Annotated in this window: 7 protein-coding genes; 5 read left to right on the top strand and 2 right to left on the bottom strand. The window is 36.2% G+C overall.

Annotated features, from left to right (window positions below; all coding sequences use genetic code 11):
• Positions 1–333: 333 nt before the first annotated feature.
• Both BTHERMOSOX_RS08530 and BTHERMOSOX_RS08525 read right to left on the bottom strand, forming a co-directional pair.
• Positions 334–1014 (bottom strand): NYN domain-containing protein, encoded by a 681-nt coding sequence (locus BTHERMOSOX_RS08530; protein WP_138120660.1) that lies wholly within the window; start codon positions 1012–1014, stop codon positions 334–336.
• 563 nt (positions 1015–1577) lie between these two features.
• Positions 1578–3089: an IS1182 family transposase gene (locus tag BTHERMOSOX_RS08525; protein ID WP_138120659.1), complete on the bottom strand. Its 1512-nt coding sequence runs from the start codon at positions 3087–3089 to the stop codon at positions 1578–1580.
• A gap of 209 nt (positions 3090–3298) precedes the next feature.
• Between BTHERMOSOX_RS08525 and BTHERMOSOX_RS08520 the strand changes: the two genes are divergently transcribed.
• The 5 genes from BTHERMOSOX_RS08520 (at position 3299) to BTHERMOSOX_RS08500 (ending at position 6464) form a co-directional block, all read left to right on the top strand.
• The gene (locus BTHERMOSOX_RS08520) at positions 3299–3655 is read left to right on the top strand and encodes a hypothetical protein (RefSeq protein ID WP_212744638.1); all 357 of its coding nucleotides are present in this window, start codon (positions 3299–3301) and stop codon (positions 3653–3655) included.
• A 381-nt stretch (positions 3656–4036) separates the two neighbouring features.
• Entirely contained in the window at positions 4037–4453 is a 417-nt protein-coding gene (locus tag BTHERMOSOX_RS08515) for a hypothetical protein (protein ID WP_138120657.1), read from the top strand.
• A 72-nt stretch (positions 4454–4525) separates the two neighbouring features.
• Positions 4526–4729: an ATP-binding cassette domain-containing protein gene (locus BTHERMOSOX_RS08510; RefSeq protein WP_138120656.1), complete on the top strand. Its 204-nt coding sequence runs from the start codon at positions 4526–4528 to the stop codon at positions 4727–4729.
• 99 nt (positions 4730–4828) lie between these two features.
• Complete coding sequence (locus BTHERMOSOX_RS08505; protein WP_138120655.1) at positions 4829–5209, top strand: TrfB-related DNA-binding protein; 381 nt, start codon at positions 4829–4831, stop codon at positions 5207–5209.
• A 46-nt stretch (positions 5210–5255) separates the two neighbouring features.
• Positions 5256–6464, top strand: coding sequence for a tetratricopeptide repeat protein (locus BTHERMOSOX_RS08500; protein WP_138120654.1), 1209 nt, complete (start codon positions 5256–5258; stop codon positions 6462–6464).
• Positions 6465–6716 lie beyond the last annotated feature (252 nt).

Raw genomic sequence — 6716 nt, 5'->3', positions numbered from 1 at the left:
TCGAAACGTTGATATAGGAGTAATGCCTAAACATATAGAAGTAGTGGATTCATGAAGCAGTACTTATAAGAATTTAAACAACATAGCTCAGAACGAACACTTTTGGGGGTTCTTCCACAGACCCCCTTTCACGCACAAAAAAACGTGCGCGAACCTTCCGTAATTTTTCTTTGCTCCAAGCCTAAAATAAATTCTTAACGATACACCCCGATACCATGACGAAGCAGAATACCAGCAAGAAATTTTAAGTATGAATGTTTAATAACTGAAAAGATCAAGCCCCCTTCCTCCAATCCAAAGCGCTTGCATCATACTAACAATTAATCTAATTATCTATATATCCCAATGTTTGGGTTTACGGTAAACGCCTCGGCCATTCGGCTTATGAATAATATAAGGTAACTGACATGCTTCTAATTCAGCATCCGTAATATAACTACGACTCCAATCTGAAAGCTCGATAATACTCTGACTGGCGGGACGTTTTGAATTTTTTGGTCGAGGAATGATTGAACCTATTTCTATGTGGGGATGGTATTTTTTGACTAACTCTAACGGCGGAACAAGGTCAGTGTCATTTGTACAAATGACAATTTGATCACATTGGTTTGTAACAACATCATGGTATATTTCCAGAGCCATTTTCACGTCCGTTTGCTTTTCTTCTAATTTCCACGCATCTATCTTATCGTCCTTATCAGGTGGGTTTTTATATCTAAGAGGCTTACTACGCTCGGTTGAATAATAGCCTTTTATAATCTCAACATTTTTAGGCATAGCTAAAAGAGCCATATGATAAATTCGTTGGGAATGTTCTGATTCTTTCCCCAGCCTAGAGAACTTAGCTTTTATATCTGCTGTAAATAATTTTACGGTAAGCAACTCGGTTTCAGGGTTAATTTCCTTAATAAGTTGCTCGTCAAATAACTTGAAGAGATCAAGCCATTTATAAGAAGTTGTTTTTAATCTTCCATAATAAAAATTGAAACCGTCAATATAGACAATAGTTCGCATTCCTTTCCTCTATAAATGAAAAAACCACCCGAAGGTGGCTTTCTCTCCCTAAGCGGCATTCGTCAAGCAAATACAAGCAAAGGGTCAGTTGTGGCTATAGTATAGCAAAAATAGGGCGCTACGCCCTATTTTTATCAAATATTACAACACGCTCTAAATAAGTCGAAAACGATTATCCTTCCACTCCGAAGCATCAATCAACCCCGATTGATAATGCCCTGCCCAGTCATAAAAAAATGGATACCAGCCCCCGTAGGAACTTGGCCGTAATAGTCTTCTTCTTCTTCTGAATAATCTTTAGTAGTCATCTTTTCTCAATTGTTATTTGTGGAACCCAGGAGGCAATGCATCATATCCACCAGTTATCCATTTTTCGGCCCATTCACTCATATTGGCCTTGTATTCATCTAGGAGGCTGTCCGAAAACAGGCGTTCAAAAAAGGTGTCGATGCAAAATGTAGAAATATAATATTTGTATATAGCAATATTATTATTTAATAATGTTTATTTTATGCTTTTTCCAGTGAAACTTTATTTTTTACACGGTTTTCTCTTATTTCACCCTATATTACAGGGTTTAATTCCCTTTTTATGAATTCTGGACGGACCACTCCCTTGAATATTGCTTTCGCAATTTTTTTAATATTATGAGTCGCACAGACCAGTGATAATTCTCCGGCTACTTTTTCTTTTCCTCGGACACTAAAACCACGAAAACCTGTGTTTTTAATCTGACCAAAGACAGGCTCTACAATCACTTTGCGTTGCTTGTAAATGACTTTTGATTCCTCTTCTTCCATCTTGCTGTTCATTTGTTGACGCAGGGGTTCTTTATCATCCGTATTGATGGTGCGTGCTTCCCCTTTTTTTGACTGACAACAACGACTTTTATAAGCGCACTCATTACATTTCTCAACATCACCTTGATAGGTGCGGCTGCCATCTTTTCCTCTGTTCACGACAACGAGTGTTTGTTGACCCGGGCAGGTATATGTATCGGTGCTTTCATCGTAATCAAAATCTGCTTTGACCAGTTTACGCTCTGTATTTTCTAAGGAATCTTTATTTTTCTTTTCACCTTTGTCTGTTGCAATGTAGGTATTGATAGGACTTTCTTTCAATGCCTGTAGGTTATCACCTGACATGTAGCCATTGTCAGCACTAAGTTTATCGGGTAATGTTCCGGTGGCTTCTTTAATGGCAACTAAAGCCGGTTCAATTTCCTGTTTGTCATTGGCATTCTGACTCAGGTGCTGACCGACTATAATTTGCCTGTCTTCATCCACACTGATTTGCACATTGTATTGATAGTCAAAACTGCCCTTTTTACCCATGATACGGGCTTCTTTATCGGCAAAGCTGATTTGCTTTTTATCATCGATTACCTGACCTGGATTGCACTTTTCTTCTCGTACTTCAAGCGCAGTTTTTGCGGCTTTGATTTGTTCCAGTCTTGCTTGTTTATGCTTCAGGTCTTCGGGTATCTCATACCCTGTCTGGTCTTTATAAGCCTGATCTTCTTCTTTGTCACTGCGACTCGCTTTTTCAATCAGCGCGTCGATTTCCTGGCTTAAGGCCTGTTCCTTTTCTTTCATCCGCCCATAGCTCATGGCCTTGTGTTTGGAGCTGTTTGCCTGAAACTTTGACCCATCAAGACTGATATGGCCTAATGAGGCTAACTTTAATTCAATGGCCAGTTGCACTGTCTGCTTGAAACAGTTATGGAAAAAGGCACTGTTATTTTTTCGAAAGTCACTCAGTACACGAAAGTTGGGGCAGTTCATTTGTGCAATATACATGAAGGAGAGATCTTCTGTACAACGCCGCTGTATTTCTCGTGAGCTAAAAACACCCCGACTGTAGGCATAAATCAGGATTGAAACTATTTGTTTTGGATGATAGGCATTCTGACCATTATGTTTATAGTGGCTTTCAAGTGATGAGGTGTCCAGTTGTTGAAATAGGTCGTTATAGAGGTAGCACTCATGCTCATCCGCTAACAAATCAAAAATGTTACTGGGAAATAATTGGTGTTGCCTGAATTCAACGGGAGGAGACTTGAAAGGGATTGTCATCACAGTTTCTGGCTGTTTATTAGCTAAAATAAAGCACTTATTATACCTTATATCGCTGATAGTATTAATCTTTTATTGAATTTCCGGTCGTTTTCCTGGAGTGAATTAGTGTTCCTTTAAATTTTAGCCTAAAAAAGCCACTGACTTATATGCTAGTTCTCGGACAGGCTCCTAGGCTAGATGAATTTTGAATTACAGACTGTAATTCATTGTGTGCCGTTTTCGATCCAGGTGACTTGGACCCTTTAAGACCAGTAGAATGCTTCCACCCTTTTGCTAATCCACCTTTATTTAAAGATGATATAGAAATAGCAAAATCATCCTGCACCTGCTTAGCAGTAACCCCCCACTTACTCCACAATATTAAAATGGATGGGAATGTGGTGTTAATCAGCCGTAAAAAACCACCAAAAGAAAGTAAAGCACCTGAGAAGTTCACCCCATACGTGAGCAAGAAGGAGATTGAGAAAAAGGCTAGACCAGGTGAAACTTACGATCAAGTAAGAACCAGGTTAAGTAATAAAGGTAATATTGAAAGCAATATTAAAGTCTTAATTAAAGGGTAGCGTCCCCTTTAACTAGACTCTGTTGGTGATTAATTTATGTAAATCTTCGCGGATATTTACAAGGCGCTATAAACACTGATTTTACGTGTTAGATCGGGATAAATTTATTTTCCACATAGTTATGTGGAAAATAAGATTAATTTTATTTAAAATCAAAAAATATTTTCCTGATTAAATTTTTCCACATAGTTATGTGGAAAATAAGATTAATTTTATTTAAAATCAAAAAAATATTTTCCTGATTAAATTTTTCCACATAACTATGTGGAAAATTCAGTTAATTTTATTTAAAAACTACCATGTGGAAAATTTAATTTTTTTGCCACATAATTAAAAAGGGAAATAATACAACAAATAGATCAAAGGGCAATTGATAGAAAAATGGATCGTTCTGTTAATGGTCCAATTCCATTGGGTCGTTATCGGTCATTCAAAAAAACCAAACAACAAAAAAGGGCTGACAAAATTGAGGCTTTAGCGAATGAAATCAAATTATCCCGTGCTGCGCTGGACAATAACCCAAACCCTGTTGCATTAGTAGCTTTTACGCCAGAGCAAGAAATACCGAAAATCACCTTTAATGATCCTGATCCTTTCACTGAGTTTACTTTTTCAAATCAAGTAACCGCAAAACTAGCAATTGCTACTGAACTGGGTGTTCCCTTGGCAAAATTGACTAAGGAACAATTGGATTTCATTAACGATGTTCTGTCAGGAACACTGGTTAAAAAAATCATCTTCGAACAAATATACACTTTTTTTAATTCACCCAAAAAAGGAAAACAACATGTTAAGTGATGTGATGGAATATTTCGGTCTAACACGTGATTTTCGAGGTGTGGGCTATTTGAAACTGAGAACCATAAACAAATATTCAAGGAACTTAAAGTAGCCATTAAACAGGGTCAAATGGTTGCTCTATCCGGTATTGTTGGCAGTGGAAAAACCACCACATTAAAAGCGATCAGACAAGAATTAATCAAAGAGAACGAGGTATTGGTTTCTAAATCTTTGTCAGTAGAAAAAGGACGCGTCAACTTAGGTACTTTGATTCTGAAGGTATATAAAATATAACTATTGCAATTAGCTATTGCAACATTAAATTAGTGTATGATAAAAACGCTCGTTTAAATCAAACACTAAATTTATATAAAATTCACTACTGAGTACAACATGGAAAAAACAGAATTTAGAAAACTGGCAGAAAAAACCAAATTAAAAGACAAAGCAATAAACCTTGCAGAAATGGTTTTAGTCGACGGTTTATCATCTGGCATTGTTGCCAAGCAAAATAATGTATCAAGACAGTTGGTTGATCAGGCAACCAACAGAATATTAAGAGAACTGACTATTTTCTACAATTCTCCTAGAGAATGGCGAGCAATAACCACAATATTGCCTGAACCCATGATAGAGGTCATAAAATGGATTGAAGGGAAAGAAAGAGAGAAAGAAGGCCTTATTGTTAAATCAAAAAACCGTGTACCTGATTTATCTGCAAGTGATGTCGAATTACTTACAGAAATGATCGGAGAGTGGCGGAAAACAAAATAAATATTAAAATACAAAAATATTTTTGTATTTTATAAAAGGTGAGAAAATGAACCAGCAACTTATAAATATTTTTGAACAACAGCTTAAACTAGCAAAAACAGGTTCAGCTGTAGAACAAAACCAGCTAGGCAAACTGTATTTCAAAGGTGAGGGTGTACCCATAGATTATAAAAAAGCGTTTGAATGGTATGAAAAAGCCGCAAACCAAGACAATTCTGACGCTCAATGTAATATTGCTTTAGCTTATGCTACAGGTACTCTCTATGATATTCCTATAGATTTTAAAAAATCATTTAAATGGCACAACAAAGCAGCACAACAAGGACATAAAGGCTCCCAGTATTATCTGGGCATAATGTATGACCTAGGTAAGGGCGTTGAACAAAATAGTAAAAAATCGTTTGAATGGCACCATAAATCTGCACAGCAGGGGTATAAAGATTCACAATGCCATCTAGGAAGGGCGTATGAAATAGGCAGAGGCACAAATCAGGATAGCGGTAAATCAATTAAATGGTATACCAAAGCAGCATTACAAGGGGACATTAACGCACAATGTAATTTAGCGTGGCTTTATGACACTGGTTATGGAATTTTGTCCCAAGACCCAATAAAAGCATTCAAATGGTATTTAATGGCCGCAGAGCAAGATGACCCTAGCGCACAATACAGCTTAGGGTTAATGTACAGAAAAGGGCATGGTGTAGAAAAAGATTTTGAAAAATCTCTTAAATGGTTTACTAAAGCTGCTGAACAAGGTAACAAAGACGCACAACGTTTTATTGAAATTTTTTATCCTTCAGGAAAACAAGATCATAAAAAAATTATTAAATGGCTTTCAGAGCAAGCTAATCATCAGGATGATAATGGTGCTATGCAATATACACTTGGTAAGCTATTTATGCGGGAAGAGTTTATGGATATAAAAAAAGCAGTTGAATGGCTTACCAAATCTGCTGAACAAGGCTATTCAGAATCTCAATATAACTTGGGTTCTATATACTACTTAGGGGCAGGTGAAATAGTAAAACAAAACTATGAAATAGCCATCAAATGGTTTACTAAAGCGGCCATACAAAACCACGTACAAGCCCAATATTATTTAGGGTTAGGTTATTACACGGGAGAACATACGACACTCGATTATAAAAAATCTTTTGAATGGCTAACAAAATCTGCAAAAGGCGGTAACGTAAAAGCAAAAGAACACTTAAATAAATTTTTCTCTGTAAATGGAAAAGAAAAGCCAAACTAAAAATAGATAAATACAAAAATATTTTTGTATTTATCTAAATTTGTTTTTACTTTAATGAAATATTAAATAAAATATACAATTAGAGGAGTGAAAAAATGGATAAGCTAAATAAAGTTAATTTAATTACTAAAGTTTCGGGGTTCATTTTTTCCTTAATTTAACCCAGATTTAGGTATATCTCATTGATTTATTGAGTCTCTAGCCGTAGAGTTTTTGGGTCAAGTTGCAGGGCTTGTACAAAAAAGCAATTTA

It is taken from the genome of Bathymodiolus heckerae thiotrophic gill symbiont (assembly GCF_900128515.1).
Lineage (GTDB): Bacteria > Pseudomonadota > Gammaproteobacteria > PS1 > Pseudothioglobaceae > Thioglobus_A.
The sequence above is the reverse complement of the archived record's forward strand: the minus strand, read 5'-3'. Positions and strand labels throughout refer to the sequence as shown.

What these genes read in the sequence shown, in the direction of transcription:
- BTHERMOSOX_RS08530 (WP_138120660.1), bottom strand. Translation starts at nt 1,014, where the DNA reads ATGCGAACTATTGTCTATATTGACGGTTTCAATTTTTATTATGGAAGA.
- BTHERMOSOX_RS08525 (WP_138120659.1), bottom strand. Translation starts at nt 3,089, where the DNA reads ATGACAATCCCTTTCAAGTCTCCTCCCGTTGAATTCAGGCAACACCAA.
- BTHERMOSOX_RS08515 (WP_138120657.1), top strand. Translation starts at nt 4,037, where the DNA reads ATGGATCGTTCTGTTAATGGTCCAATTCCATTGGGTCGTTATCGGTCA.
- BTHERMOSOX_RS08505 (WP_138120655.1), top strand. Translation starts at nt 4,829, where the DNA reads ATGGAAAAAACAGAATTTAGAAAACTGGCAGAAAAAACCAAATTAAAA.
- BTHERMOSOX_RS08500 (WP_138120654.1), top strand. Translation starts at nt 5,256, where the DNA reads ATGAACCAGCAACTTATAAATATTTTTGAACAACAGCTTAAACTAGCA.